The 19,726-nt window shown below is 69.3% G+C and carries 18 protein-coding genes; 5 read left to right on the forward strand and 13 right to left on the reverse strand.

Annotated features, from left to right (window positions below):
• Positions 1 to 1,290, forward strand: a 1,290-nt coding sequence (locus Q8O26_RS17985) for a L,D-transpeptidase family protein (RefSeq protein WP_305578098.1), incomplete at its 5' end; no start/stop codon positions are given.
• 4 nt (positions 1,291 to 1,294) lie between these two features.
• Positions 1,295 to 1,909: a hypothetical protein gene (locus Q8O26_RS17990; RefSeq protein WP_305578100.1), complete on the forward strand. Its 615-nt coding sequence runs from the start codon at positions 1,295 to 1,297 to the stop codon at positions 1,907 to 1,909.
• 226 nt (positions 1,910 to 2,135) lie between these two features.
• Here the strand turns inward: Q8O26_RS17990 and Q8O26_RS17995 are convergent, their stop codons facing one another.
• Entirely contained in the window at positions 2,136 to 3,809 is a 1,674-nt protein-coding gene (locus Q8O26_RS17995) for a formate--tetrahydrofolate ligase (RefSeq protein WP_305578102.1), read from the reverse strand.
• A 139-nt stretch (positions 3,810 to 3,948) separates the two neighbouring features.
• On the opposite strand from Q8O26_RS17995, the gene Q8O26_RS18000 reads away from it, so the two are divergent.
• The gene (locus Q8O26_RS18000) at positions 3,949 to 4,857 is read left to right on the forward strand and encodes a 2-dehydro-3-deoxygalactonokinase (RefSeq protein WP_305578104.1); all 909 of its coding nucleotides are present in this window, start codon (positions 3,949 to 3,951) and stop codon (positions 4,855 to 4,857) included.
• 123 nt (positions 4,858 to 4,980) lie between these two features.
• On the opposite strand, the gene arfB is transcribed toward Q8O26_RS18000, so the two are convergent.
• The 10 genes from arfB to Q8O26_RS18050 form a co-directional block, all read right to left on the reverse strand.
• Positions 4,981 to 5,409 (reverse strand): alternative ribosome rescue aminoacyl-tRNA hydrolase ArfB, encoded by a 429-nt coding sequence (gene arfB, locus Q8O26_RS18005; RefSeq protein WP_305578106.1) that lies wholly within the window; start codon positions 5,407 to 5,409, stop codon positions 4,981 to 4,983.
• A 98-nt stretch (positions 5,410 to 5,507) separates the two neighbouring features.
• The gene (locus tag Q8O26_RS18010) at positions 5,508 to 6,623 is read right to left on the reverse strand and encodes an enolase C-terminal domain-like protein (RefSeq protein WP_305578108.1); all 1,116 of its coding nucleotides are present in this window, start codon (positions 6,621 to 6,623) and stop codon (positions 5,508 to 5,510) included.
• Entirely contained in the window at positions 6,620 to 8,581 is a 1,962-nt protein-coding gene (locus tag Q8O26_RS18015) for a TRAP transporter fused permease subunit (protein ID WP_305578110.1), read from the reverse strand. The genes Q8O26_RS18010 and Q8O26_RS18015 overlap by 4 nt, the downstream gene beginning before the upstream one ends.
• An 84-nt stretch (positions 8,582 to 8,665) precedes the next feature.
• Positions 8,666 to 9,652, reverse strand: a complete 987-nt coding sequence (locus Q8O26_RS18020; RefSeq protein WP_305578112.1) for a TAXI family TRAP transporter solute-binding subunit — start codon at positions 9,650 to 9,652, stop codon at positions 8,666 to 8,668.
• Between the two features lie 136 nt (positions 9,653 to 9,788).
• Positions 9,789 to 11,042, reverse strand: a complete 1,254-nt coding sequence (locus tag Q8O26_RS18025) for an FAD-binding oxidoreductase (protein ID WP_305578114.1) — start codon at positions 11,040 to 11,042, stop codon at positions 9,789 to 9,791.
• Positions 11,043 to 11,068: 26 nt separating this feature from the next.
• Entirely contained in the window at positions 11,069 to 12,463 is a 1,395-nt protein-coding gene (locus Q8O26_RS18030; RefSeq protein WP_305578116.1) for a M20 family metallopeptidase, read from the reverse strand.
• Between the two features lie 196 nt (positions 12,464 to 12,659).
• The gene (locus Q8O26_RS18035; RefSeq protein WP_305578118.1) at positions 12,660 to 13,556 is read right to left on the reverse strand and encodes an ABC transporter permease; all 897 of its coding nucleotides are present in this window, start codon (positions 13,554 to 13,556) and stop codon (positions 12,660 to 12,662) included.
• Position 13,557: 1 nt separating this feature from the next.
• Entirely contained in the window at positions 13,558 to 14,475 is a 918-nt protein-coding gene (locus Q8O26_RS18040; RefSeq protein ID WP_305578120.1) for an ABC transporter permease, read from the reverse strand.
• A 67-nt stretch (positions 14,476 to 14,542) separates the two neighbouring features.
• Complete coding sequence (locus Q8O26_RS18045; RefSeq protein WP_305578122.1) at positions 14,543 to 16,075, reverse strand: ABC transporter substrate-binding protein; 1,533 nt, start codon at positions 16,073 to 16,075, stop codon at positions 14,543 to 14,545.
• A gap of 90 nt (positions 16,076 to 16,165) precedes the next feature.
• Entirely contained in the window at positions 16,166 to 17,098 is a 933-nt protein-coding gene (locus Q8O26_RS18050) for a polyprenyl synthetase family protein (protein ID WP_305578124.1), read from the reverse strand.
• 138 nt (positions 17,099 to 17,236) lie between these two features.
• On the opposite strand from Q8O26_RS18050, the gene Q8O26_RS18055 reads away from it, so the two are divergent.
• Positions 17,237 to 17,659: a hypothetical protein gene (locus Q8O26_RS18055; protein WP_305578126.1), complete on the forward strand. Its 423-nt coding sequence runs from the start codon at positions 17,237 to 17,239 to the stop codon at positions 17,657 to 17,659.
• Positions 17,660 to 17,760: 101 nt separating this feature from the next.
• Complete coding sequence (locus Q8O26_RS18060) at positions 17,761 to 18,438, forward strand: ankyrin repeat domain-containing protein (RefSeq protein WP_305578128.1); 678 nt, start codon at positions 17,761 to 17,763, stop codon at positions 18,436 to 18,438.
• On the opposite strand, the gene Q8O26_RS18065 is transcribed toward Q8O26_RS18060, so the two are convergent.
• Positions 18,422 to 19,102, reverse strand: coding sequence for a DUF2161 domain-containing phosphodiesterase (locus Q8O26_RS18065; RefSeq protein WP_305578129.1), 681 nt, complete (start codon positions 19,100 to 19,102; stop codon positions 18,422 to 18,424). The two genes, Q8O26_RS18060 and Q8O26_RS18065, sit on opposite strands and share 17 nt — an antisense overlap.
• 67 nt (positions 19,103 to 19,169) lie before the next feature.
• The gene (locus Q8O26_RS18070) at positions 19,170 to 19,718 is read right to left on the reverse strand and encodes an RES family NAD+ phosphorylase (RefSeq protein WP_305578131.1); all 549 of its coding nucleotides are present in this window, start codon (positions 19,716 to 19,718) and stop codon (positions 19,170 to 19,172) included.
• Positions 19,719 to 19,726 lie beyond the last annotated feature (8 nt).

The following is a 19,726-nucleotide window of genomic DNA, read 5'->3' on the forward strand; positions in this document are numbered from 1 at the left end:
CAGGCGGCGGCGCCTCCGGCCCGGCCGCGGCCACCGCGTCCGGCCCCGGCGCCGCGCGTCACCGCCATCTCGACCGATCCGCAGCCGACCTATGGCCCGCAGACCGTCGCCGTGACTCAGGCCGCCCTCGCCACCTATCGCCAGATCGCCCAGCGCGGCGGATGGGGCACGTTGCCGACGACGCTCCGCCTGTCCAAGGGCCAGCGCAGTGCCGCAGTGGCCCAGCTCAAGCGGCGCCTCGCCATCGAGGGCGACCTGTCACCTGCCGAGGCCGGCAGCGACCTTTTCGACGACGCGACCGTCGCCGCCGTGCAGCGCTTCCAGCGCCGGGTCGGCCTGCTGCCATCCGGACTGGTGGCGGCGGCGACCCTTCGCCAGCTCAACATCCCGGCCGAGGCGCGGCTGCGCGCGCTGGAGAAGTCGCTTGAGCGGCTCGCCGACAGCCGCTTCGCCTTTGGCCAGCGCTATGTCGTGGTCAACATTCCCGCCGCGGCAGCCGAGGCGATCGAGGGCGGCGTCGTCCGGCGGCGCCATGTCGTCATCGTCGGCAAGGCCGCCCATGCCTCGCCCATGGTCGAGAGCCGCCTGACGGTGGTGAACTTCAACCCGACCTGGACGATCCCGACGTCGATCATCAAGCGTGACATCATTCCGCGCATGCGTCGCAACCCGGCGACACTCGCCAATATGCGGGTGCGCATCCTTGACCGCTCCGGCAACGAGGTGAGCCCCTCCGCCATCGACTGGTCGACCGAGCGGGCGGTCAATTTCACCCTCCGGCAGGACGCGGGACCCGGCAATTCGCTGGGACGGGTGCGCATCGACATGCCGAACACCGAAGCGGTGTTCATGCACGACACGCCGTCGCGCGGCCTGTTCCAGTCGGACAGCCGCTCGCTGTCGTCCGGCTGCGTGCGCGTCGCCGACGTCTCAGACTTCGTCACCTGGCTGCTGGCGCCGCAGGGCTTCACCAAGGAGCAGGTGGTGGAGGGCATGACCCAGACGCAGCGCCGCGACGTCAGGCTGACGCAGGCGGTGCCGGTGTCGTGGGTCTATCTGACCGGCTGGGCGGCCCCCGACGGCACGGTGCAGTTCCGCGACGACGTCTATGGCTGGGATGCGCCCGGCGCGCCGCCCCAGGCCATCGTCCGACCGGTGCAGCGGCAGGCGCCGCCGCCGGTCGAGATCGCCCCGCAGGTGCGGCAGGCTCCCCCGCCGCCGCCGAACCTCTTCGAGAGCCTGTTCGGCGGTGGCCAGCGGAGCGGCCCGTCGGCTGACGCGCGCTACTGAGCCGATGCCGCTTCCCAACCGGGTCGATCCGTTCGGGAGGATCGCGGCGGTGCCGGAGCGCGGCCTTTTCCTCGGCAATCGCGGCGGCCGCTTCCACCGCGATGATCGCACCATCGGCCCGCGCCCCTGGGCCTCGCGGCAGTGGATCTGCTGCGTGCTGGCCTTCAAGGGCCGGCGGCGTGCGCCGCTGATGGGGCGCGGCTATACCGAGCTCTTCTTCCTCGACGAGGTGACGGCGCTGGCCGCCGGCCACCGGCCCTGCTTCGAATGCCGGCGGGCCGATGCGACCCGCTTCGCCGCGGCCTGGGCAAGGGCCAAGGGCCTGTCGAAGCCGCCCAGCGCGCCGGAGATGGACGCGGTGCTGCATGGCGAGCGGCTGGAGGGGCGTGGGAAGCGGACGTGGCGGGCGGAGGCGGCGGGGTTGCCCGATGGGGCCATGATCGCGGTCGGGGGGCAGGCTTTCGCGGTGAGGGGCGGCAAGGCGCTGCCCTGGTCGTTCGGTGGTTATCGTACAGCCCTGCCGCGGCCGTCGCGCGAGGTCGATGTGCTGACGCCGCCGTCGATCCTTGCTGTCCTGAACCAGGGCTTCACGCCAGCGTGGCATCCGAGCGCAGGCTGAGCAGTCCGCTGCACCACGGCAAGTGCGTCCTTCGAGGCTCGCCTTTCAGGCTCGCACCTCAGGATGAGGAGGTTGGTGTGCTGCAGAAGGGCGAATGCGTGACACATTTTCCCGCGCCATGCCACTCGCCACCTCCCTCATCCTGAGGTGCGAGGCCCGGCGATGCGTCAACATCGACCGGTGGCGAGCCTCGAAGGACACACTTCCCGGGTGCAGGGCCATTCCCTCAGAACAATCCCTCGATCAGCCCGTCCGCGCCGACATGGATCGCCTCGGCCGCCGGCAGCTTGGGCAGGCCCGGCATGGTCATGATCTCCCCGCAGATCGCCACGACGAAACCGGCGCCGGCTGCGAGGCGCACCTCGCGCACCGGCACGGTGTGGCCGGTCGGCGCGCCGAGCAGGGTCGGGTCGGCGGAGAAGGAATATTGCGTCTTCGCCATGCAGACCGGCAGATGGCCGTAGCCGGCGGCCTCGAAGGCCTTGAGATCGGCGGCGGCCTTCGGCGCGATGGCGATGTCGTCGGCGCGGTAGATGCGAGTAGCGACGGAAAGGATCTTGCCCTCCAGTGACAGGCTGTCCGGATAGAGCGGCTGGAAATGGGCGGTGCCGCCCTCGCAGAGCGCCACGACCTTGCGGGCGAGTTCCTCGGCCCCGGCGGCGCCGTCGGCCCAGTGGCGGCACTGCACCGCCTCGACGCCGAACTCGTCACGGCAGATGTCGGCGATGAGCCGGTGCTCCGCCTCGGTGTCGGTGGTGAAGTGGTTGATGGCGACGACGACCGGCACGCCGAAGGCGCGGACATTCTCGACATGGCGGCCGAGATTGACGATGCCGGCCCGCAGCGCCGCGATGTTCTCGCGGGAGAGATCGGTCTTGGCGACGCCGCCGTTCATCTTCAGGGCGCGGACAGTGGCGACGATCACCGCCGCGGCGGGCTTCAGCCCGGCCTTGCGGCATTTGATGTCGAAGAACTTCTCGGCCCCGAGATCGGCGCCGAAGCCGGCCTCGGTCACCACGTAATCACCGAGCTTCAGGGCGGCCCGGGTGGCAATGACGGAGTTGCAGCCATGGGCGATGTTGGCGAAGGGTCCGCCATGGATGAAGGCGGGCGAGCCCTCGATGGTCTGGACGAGGTTGGGCTTGATGGCGTCCTTGAGCAGCGCCGTCATGGCGCCGGCGGCATTGAGCTGGCCGGCGGTGACCGGCTTTTTCTCGCGGGTATAGGCGACGACGATGCGGGCGAGGCGCGCCTCGAGATCGGCGAGGTCGTCGGCGAGGCAGAAACAGGCCATGACCTCGGAGGCCACGGTGATGTCGAAGCCGTCCTCGCGGGAATAGCCGTTGCCGACACCGCCGAGGCCGTTGACGATGGACCGCAGCGCCCGGTCGTTCATGTCGAGGGCCCGGCGCCAGACGATGCGGCGGGTGTCGATGCCCAGCGCATTGCCCCAGTAGACGTGGTTGTCGACGAGGGCGGCGAGCAGGTTGTGCGCCGAGGTGATGGCGTGGAAATCGCCGGTGAAGTGCAGGTTGATCGCCTCCATGGGCAGGACCTGGGCCTTGCCGCCGCCGGTGGCGCCGCCCTTGGTGCCGAAGACCGGACCGAGCGAGGGCTCGCGCAGGGCGATGACGGTGCGCTTGCCGATGCGATTGAGGCCGTCGCCGAGACCGACCGTGGTGGTCGTCTTGCCCTCGCCGGCTGGCGTCGGGTTGATGGCGGTGACAAGGACCAGCTTGCCGTCCGGACGGTCCTTCAGCCCGGCGAGATAGCCGGCGTCGAGCTTGGCGATATACTTGCCATAGGGCTCCAGCGCCTCGGCGGGGATGCCGGCCGCCGCGGCCATGGCGGCGATCGGACGAAGGGTCGCGGCGCGGGCGACGGCGAGATCATGGGACATGGGTGATATCTGCGCTGGAGAAGGGCGGGCTTCGTGGTAGTGCGGACGGCGATTAAAGCGAGGCCGGCCGCGCATGCAAGGGGACAGGTCCTATGCGCAGCCGTCACATGACGGGAAGTCTATTCCGGAAGGAGACGCCATGGCCGAGGGCAAGCTGATCGGGGTCGACTGGGGCACCACGTCGTTCCGCGCCGCGCTGATGGATGGCGAGGGAGCCATCCTCGACCACGGGTCGAGCCGCGACGGGCTGCTGTCAGTGCCGGACCGGGATTTCGAGACCGTTCTCGAGCGGGCCATCGGTCGCTGGGACCCCGACGGGGGCCTGCCGGTTATCGCCTCGGGCATGGTGACGAGCCGGACCGGATGGGTGGAGACGCCGTACCTGTCCTGCCCGGCGGGTGCGGAGGCACTGGCGGGCGCGCTCGGGCGGCTGACGACCGCAAGGGGCCGGCGCATTGCCTTCATCACGGGCCTTTCCTATCGCAACCCCGACGGGGCGCCGGATGTGATGCGCGGCGAAGAGACGCAGATCGCCGGGCTCGCCCTCGATGGTCTCAGGCTCGCGGTCATGCCCGGCACGCATTCGAAATGGGTGCGGATCGCCGACGGGCGGATCACCGCCTTCCGCTCGGCGATGACGGGGGACGCCTTCGCCGCTCTCAGGGATCATACGGTGCTGAAGCTGACGACGGCGGACTGGACGCCGTCGCCGACGGCCTTCGCTCAAGGGGTGGCGATCGGTGCGGCGGAAGGCGGCGCCGGCCTGCTCGGCAAGCTGTTCCGCCAGCGGGCCGGCAGCCTGATGGGGGACTTCCCGGCGAACGAGACGGCCGAGCGGCTCTCGGGCCTGATGATCGGTACGGAGATCGCGGAGGCGCGCCATTTCGCGCCCGATATCGGCGGTCCCGTGGTCATCGTCGGCGGCGAGGCGCTGGCGGCGCGCTATGCGGCGGCGCTCGACGTTTTGGGAATGCCGCATGAGACGGCGCCGGTCCACTCCGCCTTCGCCGGGCAGTTCCGGATCGCAAAGGCCGCAGGGCTGGTGTGAGAGACCATCCCACCCGATCACATTCTAGGATAATTGTCCTTGACAGCGCAACGCTGGCCTGGTAGATTCCCGTCATGTTCGATGACTGCGCCCGGCGGCCTGCTGGGCCCTTCATCGGCAGGCTCACTCCACGCCCGGCTTGCCCTGCCGCATCTTCTTGACGCCGGAGCGCTTCTGCTTGCCCTCCAGCCGGCGCTCCTTGGAGGCGCGGGTCGGCTTCGTCGCGATGCGACGTTTCGGGCGGATCGCCGCCTTGGCGACCATCTCGACGAGGCGGGAGAGCGCGTCCTCGCGGTTCATGTCCTGCGAACGGAAGCGGTCGGCCTGGATGACGATGACGCCGTCCTTGGTCAGCCGCGAGCCTGCCAGCGGCACGAGCCGCGCCTTGACGTCGGGCGGCAGGGCGGCGGCGGCGAGATCGAAGCGCAGTTCGCAGGCCGTCGAGACCTTGTTGACGTTCTGGCCGCCGGGGCCGGAGGCGCGCACGAAGGTGCAGGTGATGTCGTCCGGGTTGAGGGCGATGGACGGCGTGACGGCAATCGGATCGGCCATGGTCCCCCCTTCGCGGTCCGGTGCGGCCGCTGCGGATACGGCGCGCGTCGTCCTATACACCGCCGCGCGGCCGGGGGAAGGCGCCGTCGGCGGGCGGCCTAGCCGCGCGCCTCCACCGTCGCGCCTTTCAGCGCCGCCTCGTCGACGGTGATGCCGAGGCCCGGCCCCGCCGGCAGCCAGGAGGCGCCGGCTTCGAGCCGTACCGGCGTTGCCAGGATCTCGGTGCCGAGCACGAAGGCCGAGGTGTAGTATTCGGCGCCGAGCGTCATGGCCGGCGTCGATGCGGCGAAATGGATGCCGGCAGTCAGCGCGATGCCGGCCTCGTACATGGTGCCGCCATAGCAGGGCATGCCGGCGGCGCCCGCAATGGCGGCGATGGCCTTGCCCTTGGCGAAGGAGCCGGCCTTCATCAGCTTGATCGAGATGGCATCGGCAAAACGGGCACGGGCGCAGTCGATCGCCTCCTCCGGCGAGAAGACGCTCTCGTCGGCGAGGATCGGCGTGTCGATGGCGCGGGTGATCTCGGCCATGGCGTCGCGCCGGTCACGGGCGACAGGCTGCTCGATGAAGGCGGGGCGGAAGGCCTCGACGTCGCGCAGCGTGCGGATGGCGTCGACGGCCGCGAGGCCCTGGTTGTAGTCGATGCGCAGCGAGGCATCGGCGGGGAGGATGGCGGCGAGCCGGTCGAGCCGGCTCATATCCTCGGCATGGCTGGAAAAGCCCGTCTTCACCTTGAACAGGCGGATGCCCTCGGCGAGGCGGGCGCGGGCGAAGTCGAGATCGGCGTCGAAATCGGGATTGGCGATGGAGACCGAGAGCGGGATGCTGGGACGGAAGACGCCTCCAAGGAGTTCCGCCACGCCGACACCCGCCGCCTGTCCGACGAGATCGTGCAGCGCCATGTCGAGAGCCATCTTGGCTTCCGGGTGGCCGACGATGGTGCGGTCGGCCTCGGCCATGATGCGGGCGAGGTCCTTCGCGGTGCGGCCGATGACGAGGGGCCTGAGATAGACGTCAAGGGCGGCGACAGCCGCCTCGGCGGTGCCGGAGAAGACCGACCAGGGCGCCGCCTCGCCCCAGCCGGTGCGGCCGTCGCGGGTGTGCAGCGAGACGACCACGCCCGGCAGCGTATCGGCGACGTCGCCGACGCCATGCTTGCGGGTCATCTTCAGGGGCCAGCGGGTGAGCCGGACCTGCATGCGGTCGATGATCATGACGACGAGGTTTCCCTGGCGAGGCGCGCCTGGTTGCGCTGAACGGCCTCGTCGGCGAGGACGACGTCCTCCCGGCCGGCGGCACCCTTCTGGGCGAGATAGAGGGCGAGGCAGACGCTGGCGACGATAGCGACACGCCACCAGACCGGAATCGGGTCGAAGAGCGTCGCCATGATCCCGAGCGGGATGAGCGGCAGGCGCACCAGCATGGGCAGCGGGGCGCGGAAGAAGCCGAAGAACCCGGCTGCCAGCAGGGTCAGCCCGAGGGCATTTGCGAGGAATTCGCCGATGATCTCGGGCCAGGTGTCCTGCAGCAGCAGCGCGCTGGAATGCAGGTAGGAGAAGCCGACGACGAAGCCGGCGATGGCGAGCCGGAAGGCGACGACGCCCGCCGCCATGGGGCTGCAGCGGGCGATGGAGGCCGCCGCGTAGGATGCGACCGAAACGGGTGGCGTGGCGTCGGCGAGGATGGAGAAATAGAAGACGAACATGTGGGCCGCGAGCACCGGCACGCCGAACTGCTGGAGGATCGGCGCACCGATCGCGGCGCCGATGATGTAGGCGGCCGTCGTCGGCACGCCCATGCCGAGGATGAGCACGGTGATCGCGATCAGGATGCCGGCGATGTAGAGATTGTTGCCGGCGAGCCCGGTCACGATGGTGGAGAAGGAGATCACCATGCCGGTGACGGTCAGGCAGGCGACGAAGATGCCGGCACCAGCGCAGGCCAGCGCCACCACGACCATGTTGCGGCCGCCATTCGCCAGCATGCGCATGATGTCGGTCGGGTAGAGCCGGGTGTGCGGCCTCAGCCAGGAGGCCGGCCAGACCGCCATGATGCCCCAGAAGGCGGCGAAGGTCGGCGAGTATCCCCAGGCCATGGCGCCGATCATGACGAAGACCGGCACGAGCAGGTGGGCGTCGCGCAGCACGAAGGCCCAGGTCGGGATTTCCGAGGGATCGCAGCCGGTGAGCCGCAGGCGCCGCGCCTCGAAATGCACGCTGACAAGGATCATGAAGAAGTAGAGCAGCGAGCCAGCGATCGCGGCGAGGGCGATGGTCTGGTAGGGGATGTTGGTGATCTCGGCCATGATGAAGGCGCCCGCCCCCATGACCGGCGGCATGATCTGTCCGCCGACCGAAGAGGCTGCCTCCACGCCCGCGGCGAACTGGCGGCGATAGCCGAGCTTGATCATGGCGGGAATGGTGAAGGAACCGGTGGCGAAGACATTGGCCACCGAGGATCCCGAGATCGTGCCGAACATCGCGGAGGAGACGACCTCGACCTTGGCGGGCCCGCCGGCCTGGCGGCCCGCGACCTTCATGCCGAGATTGTGGAAGAACATGCCGACGCCGGAGCCCTCGATGAAGGCGCCGAAGATGATGAACATGGCGACCATGGTCGCCGAGATGCCGGTGATCGAGCCGTAGATGCCGTTCGAGTTGAACAGATACATGGTCTCGATGATCTGCGTCGCCGGAATGTCGCGGAAATGCAGGATTCCCGGCATGTATTCGGTAACGAAGAGATAGAGGATGCCGGTGGCGACAAGGCCGGCGAGGACCGGCGTCACGGCGCGGCGCAGCGCTTCGACGACGAGGACGATGGCGATGACGCCGAACACCAGCTCCACGGTCGAGACCGGATCGACCGTCTCGAAGCGCAGGTTGATGATGGACGAGCAGTAGGGCCCGCCATTGGCGCAGGTGAAGGAATAGAAGCTCGGCAGGACGGCGAGGAAGGACAGCAGCCAGTCGACGAGGCTCGGCCTGTCCTTCGGCGAGCGCTCGGTCGCCGGATAGAGGATGAACGCGAGCGGCAGCAGCAGCAGCAGGTGGATCGACCGCTGCTCGCGCGGCTCGAAGAAGCCGAAGCCGCCCGTCCACAGGTGGAACACCGAAGCCGCCACGGCAACAGCCGCCGCCAGCCAGAAGACCGGCCCTTTCAGCTCGCGCATAGTGTCATTCCACCGTCAGTCCTGGTCCTGAAATGAACGCGGTCCGGACCACCGGCCCGGACCGCGTTGCCCATCGCGGGCGCGTCAGCCCTGCACCCAGCCGCGCTCGCGGTAGTAGCGCAGCGCGCCGGGATGGACCGGCACCGGACGGTTGGCGACCGCGGTCTCGCAGCGATAGTCCTTCAGCGAGCCGTGGATGCGCGGCAGTTCGGGAATGCTCTCGCAGATCGCCTTGGTGATCTTGTAGACGATCTCCTCGGAGACATCGGACGAGGTGACGAGCGTCGTCGCCATGACCAGCGTCTTGACCTCGCGGTTGCCGTGGAAGCGCGGATAGGTACCGGCCGGAATGACGCCCGAGCCCATGCCGTGCCGCTGCTTGAAGGCGTCCATCACGTCCTGGGGAATGTCGAGGATCTCGCCATCGCGGCCGGTGGCCATGTCGACGACGGCGGAGCCCGGTAGGCCGAGCGCGAAGAAGGCGTAGTCGAGCTGGCCGTCGCGATAGGCGCTGGCGAGGTCGCCATAGGCGGCGAGCTGGAAGCGCCAGCCGCGGGCGCGCAGGCTGTCATAGGTCTGGCCGTAGACGGCGAGCAGCCAGCGCAGGGCGATCTCGTCGGTGGCGCCGTTGTTGGCACCGCCGAAGCGGATGTTGCGGCCCTCCCGGAAGAGGGTGGCGATGTCCATGGTCTGGCCGGGCGCGCGAATGAAATGATAGGGCGTGTCGCCGAAGGACTGGCCGATCATGCGCAGCTTGTCGGCGGCCGGACGGCCCTGATAGGTGCCGGTACCGGTGGCGGCCATGCTGGCGAAAATATCGATGGACATGGCGAGCTGCGCCTGGCCCTGCTGAACGGCCACCGGATTGGCGGCGCCGCCGCCCGGGACGGCCTTGATCGTCAGGCCGGGAATCTTGTCCTCGAGGAGCTTCGCTGCTCCCGAGACGATCGTGTACCAGCCGCCGCCGATGGAACCGCCGCGCCACTCGACCGTCTGGGCCGCGGCCGGCGCCGTGGCGCCCGCAAACAGCCCGGCGGCCAGACCGGCCGCCATGATGAACCGCTTCAACATCTCGCTCACACCTCTGGTTCGCGGGTCATGACGCCCGCCTGGGAGCGACTGTAGCCCGGTGGTATTCCATGACAACGTCGAATTGTCGCATGACAGGCTTCACTCCCGTCGGGGGGGTGACCGGCCCGATACTGGCTCAGAAGCGCGCCGGGCTGAACGGACCGATCGGCAGGCTCGCGGATGCCCCCGTGACGATCTCGGCGACGAGCCGCCCGGTGATCGGCCCGGTCGACAGGCCGATATGCCCGTGGCCGAAGGCGAAGACGACATGGGGATGGCGCGGCGCGCGCCCGATCACGGGCAGGCCGTCCGGGGTCGAGGGCCGCGCCCCATGCCAGGGCGCCGGCTCGACCGTGTCGCCCATCGCCAGCGTCTGCCGGGCATCGGTCTCGACGGCCTCGATCTGGGTCGTGTCGGGCGGTGCGTCGCGGCGGGCGAGTTCCACCCCGGAAAGCAGCCGGAGCCCGGCATTCATCGGCGAGACGACATAGCCGCCGCCTGTGTCGTGGATCGGTCGCGACAGCTTGTGGTCGCCGGCATCGGCGAAATGGCGGTGGTAGCCGCGCTCGGCGGCGAGCGGCAGGCGGTAACCCATGGTCCGGGTGAGATCATGGGCGGCGGCGCCAGCGGCGATGACCACGGTCTTCGCCCGGATGGCGCCGCCGGTCTCCAGAACAACCCTGGCGCCGTCGCCGTCTTCCTCGACGGTGCGTGCACGCGCCGTGACGAGGGTCGCTCCGCGCTCGCGGGCGGCGGCCTCATAGGCCTGCACCAGCCCGCCGGGATCGCGCACCGATCCGGTCTCGGTGTGCCAGACAGCCCTGGCGTAGCGCCGTTTCAGAGCCGGCTCGAATTGCGGCAGTTCGGCGCCGTCGACGACCTCGAAGGCGACCTTGTGCTGGGCGAGCAACTCGCGCTCCAGGGCGCCGGCGGCGAAGGCCGCCTCGCTGCGGTAGAGCTTCACCCAGCCGCGCCGCATGATGAGATGCTGCGTGCCGATCTCGCCGGCGATGCGCCAGTGTTCGTCATAGGCGGCGGCGCAGAGCGGATCGAGGGCGCTCGCCGCCTCCCGCCAGGAGGACTCGTTGCAGCGGCGGATGAAGGCGAGGAGCCAGGGTGCCACCGCCAGGAGCGAGCCATAGTCGACGCGGATGGCGACATCGCGGTTGAGGGCGTAGCGCGGCAGCTTCTTCAGCATGCCGGGGCCGGCCACCGGAAACAGCGAGCCGCGCGAGATGACGCCGGCATTGCCATAGCTGGCGGTGTCGCGGATGCCGCCGGGATCGACCAGCGTCACGGTCAGGCCGCGGGCGAGGCAGGAGAGCGCCGTCGCCGTGCCGACCATGCCGCCGCCGACGATGGCGACGTCGGGACGCGCGGTCGTGGTCATCCCGGCCCCCTGCCCTGCCGCCGCGCTCACCGGGCGACCTTGGGATGGCCGCCCTCGCCGAGGTCCCAATAGAGGCCGGCCATGAGGCCGATGGCCTCGCGGATGAGGGCCGAGGGCACGTGCTCGTTGGGGGCGTGCTGCGAGCAGCCGGGATAGGAATGCGGCACCCAGATGGTGGGCATGCCGATGATCTCGGCGAAGACGTCGTTGGGCAGCGATCCACCCGCATTGGGGATCACCGCCGGCTTCTTGCCGGTGGTCGCGGCGATGGAGGCCGCCGCCCATTTCACCCAGGGATGGTCGGGATCGGTGCGCGTCGCCTTGAAGGCGGCGTCACGGCCGGAGGAGACCTCGACGTCCGGGAAGCCGTGGCGGACGAGATGGCGCTTGATGGCCGGGATGAAGCCGTCGGGATCGGAGCCGACCACGGTGCGGATCTGGCAGGTGGCCCTGGCCGATGGGGGCACGGCGTTCTGCGGATTGCCGATATCGCCGGCGCCGAAGGCCAGCACCTCGAAGGTGTTCCAGCCATAAACTTTCTCGGCGGCGGAGAAGCCCGGCTCGCCCCACCAGGCGTCGATCTGCGGGCCGCCGGGAATGCTCGCCGGCGCGATATCGGCGAGGGCGCGCTTGACCGAGTCGGGCATGTCCTTCGGCAGGAGTTCGTGGACCCGCACCTGCCCGGTCGGGCCGATGATGGTGGCGATGGCATGGGCGAGGCGGATGGCAGGGTTCGACAGCAGCCCGCCCCAGTTGCCGGAATGATGGCCACCCTCGCGGGCGTTGATCGCGAGGTCGATGCGATAGCCGCCGCGGGCACCGAGGCACAGGGTCGGACGCTCGGCGGTCATGCGGGGACCGTCGGAGCCGATGAGGATGTCGGCGAGAAACAGCTCGCGGTTGTCGCGGGCGAGATCGTGCAGGCCGGCGGAGCCGACCTCCTCGCCCATCTCGATGAGGTAGCGGACGTTGAAGCCGAGCTTGCCGCGGGTCTTCAGCACGCAGCGCAGCGCCTCGATGTTGATGGCGTGCTGGCCCTTGTTGTCGACGACGCCGCGACCGTACCAGGTATCGCCGGTGTCATCGAGGGTCCAGGGATCGCGGCCGTCCTTCCACTGGCCTTCGAGGCCGGCGATGACATCGCCATGGCCATAGCCGAGCACGGTGACGAGGGCAGGGTCCTCGATGCGTTCGGCAAGGAGGAAGGGGCCCTTGGCACTGGGGTGGGTGAGGATGCGGCAGGAAAAGCCCATCGATTCGAGCGAGGGCTGCATCTCTTCGGTGAGGTAGCGCGCGAGGTCCGGGGCGCGGGCCGGATTCTGGCTCTCGGTCGGAATGGCGATGCGGCGGGCGAAGATCGCCTTCAGGCTGCCGTCGTCGAACATCTGGTGGGCGGCAGCAATGGCGGAGGCGCGGGTCATGTCAGTCTCTTCGCAGGAGGTACCGGCGGCAGATTAGCGCGGGTGGAGGCTTTGGCCATGGCGCATGCGGACAGGGTGGCATGCGCCGGCGGAACGGAGCCTCGCCGGCCGGCCATGGGATGTCCCCTATGCTCTCCCCGCCCGGGAAGAGAGGGAGACGAAAGAGGAACGGGACCAGAACCCGCCCCGCCGAGGTTCACGACCGGCTGTCGGGCGCGGTGACGTCGCGCAGCCCGTCGCCCATCATGTTGATGGAAAGGACAAGGAGCGCGAGGGCGGCGCCGGGGATGGCGATGAGCCAGAAGGAGAAGAACATGAAGTTCTTCGCCTCCGAGATCATCAGGCCCCAGGAGGGCAGCGGCGGCTGCACCCCGAGGCCGAGGAAGGAGAGCGCCGCCTCGAGCAGGATGGCGCTCGCCGCCTCCACCGTGCCGACGACGATGAGGTGCGGCATGACGTTGGGCAGCACCTCGCGCAGGATGATGCGCAACTGGCTGGCGCCGCTGGCCCGCGCCGCCTCGACGAAGTCGAGCGAGCGGACCTGCTGCGTCGCCGAGCGCATGACGACGGCGAAGCGGTCCCATTTGAGCAGGCCGAGCACGGCGATGACGATGAAGAGCGTGCCGCCGACCATGGCGACGACGGCGAGCGCCACCAGCACCACCGGCAGGGCGAGGCGCGTCGTGATGATGAAGGTGACAACGAGGTCGATGCGCCCGCCGAAATAGCCGGCGGCGAGGCCGAGCGCCGTGCCGATCGTGCCCGAGATCAGCATGACGGAGATGCCGATCAGCAGCGAGATCTGCGCGCCGTAGAGCGTCCGCGAGAGATAGTCGCGGCCGAGATTGTCGGTGCCGAAGGGATTCAGCCAGGAGCCGCGCTCGTACCAGACCGGCGGCACGAGACGGTTGTTGAGGTCCTGGGCATAGGGGTCATGCGGCGAGATGAAGGGCGCCAGCAGGGCGACCAGCACGATGACGGCGAAGATGATGCTGCCGATCATCAAGCCCTTGTGCCTGAGCACGCGCCGCTTGAACCGCGAGGGCGGGACGACGGCGGCGGCGACGGGATTGGTCTGGACGATGTCGCTCATGTCAGCCCACCCTGATCCTGGGATCGAGCCAGGCGTTGACGAGATCGGCCAGCAGGGTCAGCAGGACATAGCCGACCGAGAGCAGCATCAGCACCGCCTGGATGACGGGGAAGTCCTTCTGCGAGATCGCCTGGTAGGCGAGGTAGCCGAGGCCGTCGAGGGCGAAGACCGTCTCGATGACGATGGAGCCGCCGAGCAGGAAGCCGAGCTGGACGGCGGTCAGCGCCACCACCGGCACGAGGGCGTTGCGCAGGCCGTGGCGCAGGATCACCGTCGAGGCCGGCAGGCCCTTGGCGCGGGCGGTGCGGATATAGTCGGCGCCGAGCACCTCGATCATGCCGGCGCGCACGAGCCGCATGAAGGGCGGCGTGACGTAATAGCCGAGCGCCACCGTCGGCATGACGAAATGCTCCCAGCTGTCGGCCCCGGAGACCGGCAGCCAGCCGAGGCCGATGGAGAAGACCATCACCAGGCAGAGCGCGAAGAAGAAATTGGGGAGCGCCTGGCCAGCCACCGCGATCCACAGGCAGAGACGGTCGATCCAGGAATTCTGCCAGACCGCCGCCATGACGCCGAGCGGGATGGACAGGGCGAGAGCGAAGCCGATCGACAGCACCGCGAGAATGAGCGTCGTCTGGATCTTGGTGACGATGAGGTCGAAGACCGGTGTGCGGAAATAGAGTGACTGGCCGAAATCGCCCTGCAGCGTCCGGCCGAGCCAGTCGAAATACTGGACGACGAGGGGGCGATCGAGGCCGTATTGCTCGCGGACCGCGTTGATGTCCTCGGCCCGTGCGCCTTCACCGGCGATGGCGATGGCGACGTCGCCGGACAGGCGCAGCAGCACGAAGGCCAGGGCCGAGACCGCCAAGGCGACGAGAGCGGCCAGTGCCAGCCGCTTGAGCGTGTAATTGAACATTCAATCAGGCGCCTTGCGCTGCCGTGGCCGGCCGCGGTGCTTCATGCACCGCAGCCGAACCATAGCATCACTTCCAGCGCATCTCCCAGAAACGAGGCAGCTCGTCCGGATAGGCTTTGAACTCCAGATCCCTGGCCGCGGCGTAGAACGTCACGAGGTTGTAGAGCGGCACCGAATAGGCCTGTTCGGTGATGATCTTGTGGGCCTCGCGATAGGCGGCGATGCGCTGCTGCGGGTCGGTGACGGAATCGCCGCGCTCGAGCAGCTCGATCACCTTCGGATCGCGCGAGATGTCGTCGTCGAGGCCCTTGTAATAGACCGGCGTCGAGGCCGACACGTCGTTGATCGAGAACGAGCCCCAGGTCTGGTGGGCCATGCTCGCCCGGTGCGCGCGGATCTGCTCGCGCATGGCGGCATACTGGCCGAAACGCAGCGTGGCGCGAATGCCGATGGCCCGCAGGTAGTTGATCATGGCCTCGGACTGGTTGCGCTCGCGATAGGCGTGCAGCTCGAGCTCGAAGCCGTTGGGGAAGCCCGCCTCGGCGAGCAGCTCGCGGGCCTTGGCCGGATTGTAGTCATAGACCATGGCCTGCGAGGCGTCGCAGCCGAACTGGGTGGGGAAGCAGATCGCATTGATGACCTGCGAGCCCTCGCCGACGAGCTGGCGAGCCATCGTCTGGCGGTCGATGGAATGGGCGATGGCCCGGCGCACCCGGAGGTCGCGCAGCTGTGGCGCCGGCGACCGCTCGGTGGTCGCGAGGTTGAGGAAGACGATGCGCATGGTGCCGCCGGAGACGATCTGAAGCGTCGGCACGGCCCGCATCTGCTGGGCCTGGTCGGGGGCGATGTTCATGACGAAGTCGAGGCCGCCCGACAGCATCTCGGCGACCTGGGTCTGCCGGTCCGGGATGAAGCGGATGACGATGCGCTCGATCTGCGGCTGCGGCTTCGGCCCGTCACGGAAATAGTCGGGATTGCGCTGCAGCGTGATGGAGCGGCCGATCTGGTGCTCGACGACGCGGTAGGGACCGGAGCCGACCGGCTTCTCGTTCATGCCCTTCGGGCCGGCCTGCTCGTAATAGGCGGCGGGGTGGATGACGATGGGGCCGGCGAGATATTCGATCGCCGCCGGGAAGGGACGCTTGGTGATGATGCGCACCTTGTGGGCGTCGATCTTCTCGACCCGGTCGATCCAGTTGACGTTGGACTGGGTGGTGGAGCGGTTGGCCGGGTTGGCCACGAAATTCAGCGTGTAGACCACGTCGTCGGCGCTGAACTCGACACCGTTGTGGAACTTGACGCCGCGGCGCAGGTCGAGCTCCAGCGTCTTGTCATCGACCCAGCGCCAGGCGGTGGCGAGCTGGCCCTTGTACTCGTTGGTCTTCGGGTCACGGTAGATCAGCGTGTCCCAGACCTGATGGGCGATGATGACGCCGATACGGACATTGTTGAAATAGGGATCGACGTTCTCCGGCACCTGGTCATAGGCGAAGCGGATGGTGTTCTGCCGCTTCTGTGCCTCGGCCGGCGCCGCCAGCCCGGCGGCGAGCGCCACACCCAGAATCATCCCGAAGACACGCCGCGTGGACGAAAAAATCATCGTCCCCTCCCTTCAAACCAAAAAAGATTTCCAATGCTGGCTTGCGGCCTGCGGTCGAGTCAAGGCGAACGGGAGGCGGGACGCGGCAGGTCAGGCCTGCCGGAAGGCGATGAAGCGCGCCGCCTCGACCAATGTCCCGGCCCCGTCGCCGAAGGGAGCGAGCCGCGTCGCCGCATCGGAAACCAGGCGTGTCAGTTCGTCACGCGCCCATCGCGGTCCGCGCAGCGATACGAGCGTGCCCTTGCCGCGGGCGGCATCCTTGCCGGTGGCCTTGCCGGCGAGGGCGGCGTCGCCCTCGTGGTCGATGAGGTCGTCGGCGATCTGGAAGGCCAGCCCGATGATCTCGCCATAGGCCGCCAGTGCCCGCCGCTCGGGCTCCGACGCCTTGCCGAGCACGGCGCCGGCGAGACAGGCGAAGCGGATCAGCGCGCCGGTCTTCATCGCCTGCAGCCGGCGGATCTCCGCCTCCGGCAGGTCGAGCGGCGCACCGTCGGCGAAACGCCCTTCGGCGGTGAGGTCGAGCATCTGCCCGCCCACCATGCCGCCGAGACCGGAGGCGCGGGCGAGGAGCACCGTCAGTTCGGCCCGCACGGCGGGATCGGCGTGGGCGCGCGGGCCGGCCATGGTCTCGAAGGCGAGGGTCTGAAGGCCGTCGCCGACGAGGATGGCGGTCGCATCGTCATAGGCCTTGTGGACGGTCGGGCGGCCGCGTCTCAGGTCGTCGTCATCCATGGCCGGCAGGTCGTCATGGACCAGCGAGTAGCAGTGGATCAGTTCGAGGGCGGCAGCCGCCGGCACGGCGTCCGCGGCGGCAATGCCGAAGAGGGCGGCACTCTCGATGACGAGGAACGGTCGCAGCCGCTTGCCGCCGGCCAGCACGCCGTGGCGCATGCCCGCCATCAGGCGTGCCGGCCGCGCCGTCTCGCCGGGAAGCGCGGCCTCGCCGAGCAGGGATTCGAGTTCGGCCTCCACCAGCCGGGCCGCGGCGGCGAGACGCTGTTCAAGGACGGAGGCATCGGACATTGCGGAGAACCGGCCGGACATCGGAGCATTGCCTGCGCAGCGGTGGCGGAGGCGTTGCCCCGCGTCAAGGCCCGCTGCGACTTGTCGATGCCGGGACATCGGCTAGAGTGGTACTTCCGACGCTGCCCCCGACGTTCCATGCACCTCTTCCGTTCCGCCCTCGCCGTGCTTTTTGCCGTGATCCTGTCCGGCACCGCCATCAATCCGGCGGGCGCCGAGGGCCGGCCCTCGGGCGGCGGCTTCGGCCTGGCGCTGCTGTCTCCGGGGCAGCATGCCGACGTCATGAAGCGGGTTGAATCCTATGCGGTGCTGGAGACCTTCCTCAAGGCCTGCGGCAGACCTCCGGCGCTGGAATCCCGGTTGCGCCGCCTGGTCCGCGGCTGCATCGAGCCGGCGACCGTCAACACGCTGGCTCAGCATTTTCGCCGCGCGCTCGCCGTCCGCGCCCATTACCGCTGGGATTGCGTGTCCTCCGGCGGCCGGCAGATGATCACCCGCTCCGAAAATGCGATCCGCACGACGGTCGCCGACGTCACCAACCTGTGCCGGATCGCCCGATAGTCCGCAGGCCGGCGTGATCCCGCGGCGGATTGACCCCTGCCGGGCGGGGTGATCCGATGCCGGCAAGCCGGACATGCGATCCGGCGCCCGGGGAGAGAGACATGCTATCCAGACGCGTGCTGACACTGGGCCTCGTGGCCCTCGGTGCGGCCATGCCGGCCGCCTCGGCGCAGGTGCCGCCCTCCGCCGACGACATTGCCGGCTATGGCGGGCTGCATGCGGCGGCTCATCGCGGCGATGTTGCCGCCATCCGGCGGCTGATGGCATCGGGCCAGGATATCAATGCCCGCGACGGACGTGGTCGCACACCCCTGCACGTGGCCGCCTTCGCCCGCCACCACGACGCCATGCGCGCCCTGGTGCAGGCCGGCGCCGATCCCCGCGCGCTGGAGCACCAGCGCTATGACGCCATCACCATCGCGGCCGTGGCCGACGACCTCGAGACGATGAAGGTGGCCATCGCCATCGGCGGCAATCCGCGCGCCGTCACCAGCCTCTATGACGGTACGGCGCTGATCGCCGCGGCCCATCTCGGCCACGACACCGTGGTGGGCGAACTGATCCGCGCCGGCGCGCCGCTCGACCACGTCAACAATCTCGGCTGGACGGCGCTGATCGAGGCGGTAATCCTCGGCCGGGGCGGGCCGCGCCACATCGAGACGGTGCGGCTGCTGACGGCGGCCGGCGCCAGGCGCGATCTCGCCGACCGGCAGGGCCAGACGCCGCTCATGTTGGCGCGCGGGCGCGGCTATGGCGCCATGGTCAGGCTGCTGGAGTAGCGGCGCTCGCCGGCAGGTGATCCTTCCAGGTGACCAGCGCGGCCCGTCCGGCCTCCGACAGGGCATAGACGCCGCGCCCGGTCTTCTCGAACCAGCCATAGACATTCCGCTGGAGGATGGCGGCAGCATCGGGCGCGAGGGGCGTGAGGTCGCGCGGGCGGAGCGGACCGGCGGCAAGCGCCTGCGCCATGGCGAGGGTGCGCTGGCGGTAGGCGGTCATGATCGGGCGGCGCGTCGAGCCGCCGAGCGCCGGATCGCCGCGGCGACGGCGGTGCTCGGCGACGATCCGCGACTGGCGCTTGCCGTCGTGGCGCGGCTTCCACGGGACGGGCTCGACGACGACCTCGACGCCGCCCATGGGCAGTACCGAGAGGAGGCCGAAACCGCAGAGCCGGCAGAGCTTCTTCACGCGGGAATCATGTTCCCGGCCCCGGCCCTTCGCCGAGGCCTTAACCGCCAGCCAGACCTCGTCGGCAGCGGCGGAGCGGTCGACCGCCTGGAGGACGAGTTCCAGGGTGAAGGACTGCTTCAGCTCGCCGATGACGACGGCGGCGGGCTCGCCGTCGGACAGCGCGACGAGATCGCAGCCCATGATCTCGCCCTTCACATCGAAGCCGAGGCCTTCGAGGAAGGTTTTGACCGGGCGATAGAGGGAGGTTTCCAAGGGCAATCGTCCGCTTCGGGATGACCAGCGGGTAGAGCGGATTCGGGAGCATGTCGAGGCGGGGCTGTCAGCGCGTCGGCCGCTGCGTCAGGCGCCACGCCGCCCAGTCCACCGCCTGGCTCTCCCGCAGGTCCAGAGAGCCGCCGTCCAGCCGATCGAGGAAGACCACGAGATTGAGACAGGCGTGACGTGCGCTCGGCACCACGAGCCCGTCGAACTCGAGGAAATGAGCGGCCGCGGCGACGGCCTGGGTGGCGGCATAGTCGAGGCTCTGGTAGCGGGCGGGATCGACGCCGAGCGGGCTGAGGGAGGCAACGTCGACAAAGCGCAGATTGCGCTCGGTGGCCGCCGCGATCCGGTGGATCTCATGCTCCGTCCGGCTTGGCCAAACCGGCTCCAGCCCCAGACGATAGCCGATCTCGGCGAGTGCTCCGTCGTGTTCGAGGCTGGTATAGAGCACCTCGAAACCGCCGCTGAGGCTCCACCGGCCGTTCGCGGCAGCCCCGCGCAGGGGATCGCGCCCCTTGCGGGTGATGCGCCAGACCTCGCCCGCGAAAGGCGCGGGGTCAAGCGCTTCGAGCGCATCGAGGAGGGCCCTGTCGTGGACGCGCGCCACGGGCGTCA

The organism is Phreatobacter sp. (assembly GCF_030691135.1).
Classification (GTDB): domain Bacteria; phylum Pseudomonadota; class Alphaproteobacteria; order Rhizobiales; family Phreatobacteraceae; genus Phreatobacter.

Coding starts and splice junctions, on each gene's coding strand:
- Q8O26_RS17990 (WP_305578100.1), top strand. CDS start 1,295: ATGCCGCTTCCCAACCGGGTCGATCCGTTCGGGAGGATCGCGGCGGTG.
- Q8O26_RS17995 (WP_305578102.1), bottom strand. CDS start 3,809: ATGTCCCATGATCTCGCCGTCGCCCGCGCCGCGACCCTTCGTCCGATC.
- Q8O26_RS18000 (WP_305578104.1), top strand. CDS start 3,949: ATGGCCGAGGGCAAGCTGATCGGGGTCGACTGGGGCACCACGTCGTTC.
- arfB (WP_305578106.1), bottom strand. CDS start 5,409: ATGGCCGATCCGATTGCCGTCACGCCGTCCATCGCCCTCAACCCGGAC.
- Q8O26_RS18010 (WP_305578108.1), bottom strand. CDS start 6,623: ATGATCATCGACCGCATGCAGGTCCGGCTCACCCGCTGGCCCCTGAAG.
- Q8O26_RS18015 (WP_305578110.1), bottom strand. CDS start 8,581: ATGCGCGAGCTGAAAGGGCCGGTCTTCTGGCTGGCGGCGGCTGTTGCC.
- Q8O26_RS18020 (WP_305578112.1), bottom strand. CDS start 9,652: ATGTTGAAGCGGTTCATCATGGCGGCCGGTCTGGCCGCCGGGCTGTTT.
- Q8O26_RS18025 (WP_305578114.1), bottom strand. CDS start 11,042: ATGACCACGACCGCGCGTCCCGACGTCGCCATCGTCGGCGGCGGCATG.
- Q8O26_RS18030 (WP_305578116.1), bottom strand. CDS start 12,463: ATGACCCGCGCCTCCGCCATTGCTGCCGCCCACCAGATGTTCGACGAC.
- Q8O26_RS18035 (WP_305578118.1), bottom strand. CDS start 13,556: ATGAGCGACATCGTCCAGACCAATCCCGTCGCCGCCGCCGTCGTCCCG.
- Q8O26_RS18040 (WP_305578120.1), bottom strand. CDS start 14,475: ATGTTCAATTACACGCTCAAGCGGCTGGCACTGGCCGCTCTCGTCGCC.
- Q8O26_RS18045 (WP_305578122.1), bottom strand. CDS start 16,075: ATGATTTTTTCGTCCACGCGGCGTGTCTTCGGGATGATTCTGGGTGTG.
- Q8O26_RS18050 (WP_305578124.1), bottom strand. CDS start 17,098: ATGTCCGATGCCTCCGTCCTTGAACAGCGTCTCGCCGCCGCGGCCCGG.
- Q8O26_RS18055 (WP_305578126.1), top strand. CDS start 17,237: ATGCACCTCTTCCGTTCCGCCCTCGCCGTGCTTTTTGCCGTGATCCTG.
- Q8O26_RS18060 (WP_305578128.1), top strand. CDS start 17,761: ATGCTATCCAGACGCGTGCTGACACTGGGCCTCGTGGCCCTCGGTGCG.